Below are 1629 nucleotides of genomic sequence, written 5' to 3'. Positions count from 1 at the left end.
CCCCCCCCCCCCCCCCCCCCCCCCCCCCCCCCCCCCCCCCCCCCCCCCCCCCCCCCCCCCCCCCCCCCCCCCGCCGCGCTGCTCACCGGACTCGCGCTCGCCGGACTCGTCGGGCTGACCGCCGGCTGCGGGCCGGACGGCTCGGACGGTGCGACCACGCCCGGCCCGAGCGCCAGCCTGCCGTCCTCGCTGGCATCGGCGCTCCCCACCGGGCTGCCCACCACGATTCCCACCACGCTTCCCACCGCGCTGCCCACCTCGCTGCCCACCTCGCTGCCCACCTCGCTGTCGACGTCGCTGCCGGGCGTGGGCCGGATCGACGGCGCGACCGGCGCAGACGCGCTGAAGGGGACCAACGTGCCCGCGGACTTCCCCATCCCGCCGGGCGCGAAGGTGAAGCTCGGCGCGAGCCTCGCCGGCACCTCGACCGTGACCCTGACCGGCCTCACCCCCAACGCGATCGCGGCCTTCTACCGCACCGCGCTACCGGCCGCCGGCTACAGGATCACCTCCGACTCCCCGGCCGGCGGGGCCGCGCACGCGCTGGCCTTCTCCGGGCACGGGGTGACCGGCGGCATCGGCACGGCCGGGTTCGGCCAGGCCCAGGGCACCGTGCTGCTGTTCTCCAAGTAGTAGCCGGTCGCCAAGTAGTAGCCGGTCGCCAGGCGGTGGCCGGTCGCCACCGCCCGCCTCACACCGGCGCGGGCGCGAGTTCGGGCAGGTTGAAGTACCCGCGAATCTCGGTCTGGACCGCCCGCGGCTCGCGGCGGGCGTCCACGACCGCGACGAACTCCTTGCGCTGGAAGATCTCCATCACCGGCTGGGTCTTCTCGTGGTAGTCCTGTAGCCGGACGGCGAGAGCCTGCGGGTTGTCGTCGGGCCGGGTCAGCAGCGGCGCACCGCAGACATCGCAGGTGTCCGGCATGACCGGCCGGCTGGCCATCAGGTTGTAGTCCAGGCCGCAGCGCGAGCACAGCCGCCGGGCGAGCACCCGCCGGTAGACCTCCTCGTCCGGGAGGTCCAGATAGATCACCCCGTCGATGTCGTAGCTCTCCAGGAAGAACTCCGCCTGACGCGCGTTACGCGGGAATCCGTCGATGATGAATCCGTAGTTCCAGTCGTGGTCCGACAGCCGGGTCCGCACCACCGATTCCACCAGGTCATCCCCGACCAGGTGGCCGGCGGCTACCGTGCGTTTCACCTGGGCACCGAGCTTCGTGTGGTTCGATACGTTCCAGCGAAACACGTCGCCGACGCTAATGTGGGCCAGGTCGAAATCCCGTGCCAGCATCGTCGCCTGGGTTCCCTTGCCGCTGCCCTGCACTCCCATGATGACGAACTTGCGCACGAATCGAATTCCCTCTCGCGCTCGAACCGCGGTTTCCAGGGCGTCGGCCGCGGACTGGCCGTCCAGTCATTCCCTGGCCGTTACCGTATCCGTTGGACGAATGGACCGCCCCGTTCTCGCCGGCCGACACGAGGCGTGGGCGACGACACGTTTTCCGGCGCGGGCGGCCCACCACGGGAGGCACCCGGGACACGGCGCCGGCAGCGGCACCCGGGCGGCCTCCTGCGACACACGCCTCACCCGCCCCGGGTGGCCCGCTCGCGCCACCCGGGGCGCCATCA

General features: G+C 72.7%; 2 protein-coding genes. One reads left to right on the top strand and one right to left on the bottom strand.

Annotation, left to right across the window (positions count from 1 at the left end):
* Positions 1–78 precede the first annotated feature (78 nt).
* Positions 79–633 carry a hypothetical protein gene (locus MXD58_RS27170; protein ID WP_250610765.1) on the top strand — a complete coding sequence of 185 codons (555 nt, stop codon included), beginning with the start codon at positions 79–81 and terminating at the stop codon, positions 631–633.
* 58 nt (positions 634–691) lie between these two features.
* Here the strand turns inward: MXD58_RS27170 and MXD58_RS27165 are convergent, their stop codons facing one another.
* Positions 692–1348, bottom strand: a complete 657-nt coding sequence (locus MXD58_RS27165; protein WP_248836558.1) for an adenylate kinase family protein — start codon at positions 1346–1348, stop codon at positions 692–694.
* Positions 1349–1629: the final 281 nt, after the last annotated feature.

Source organism: Frankia sp. AgKG'84/4 (genome assembly GCF_023242965.2).
Taxonomy (GTDB): Bacteria; Actinomycetota; Actinomycetes; order Frankiales; family Frankiaceae; genus Frankia.
The sequence above is the reverse complement of the archived record's forward strand: the minus strand, read 5'-3'. Positions and strand labels throughout refer to the sequence as shown.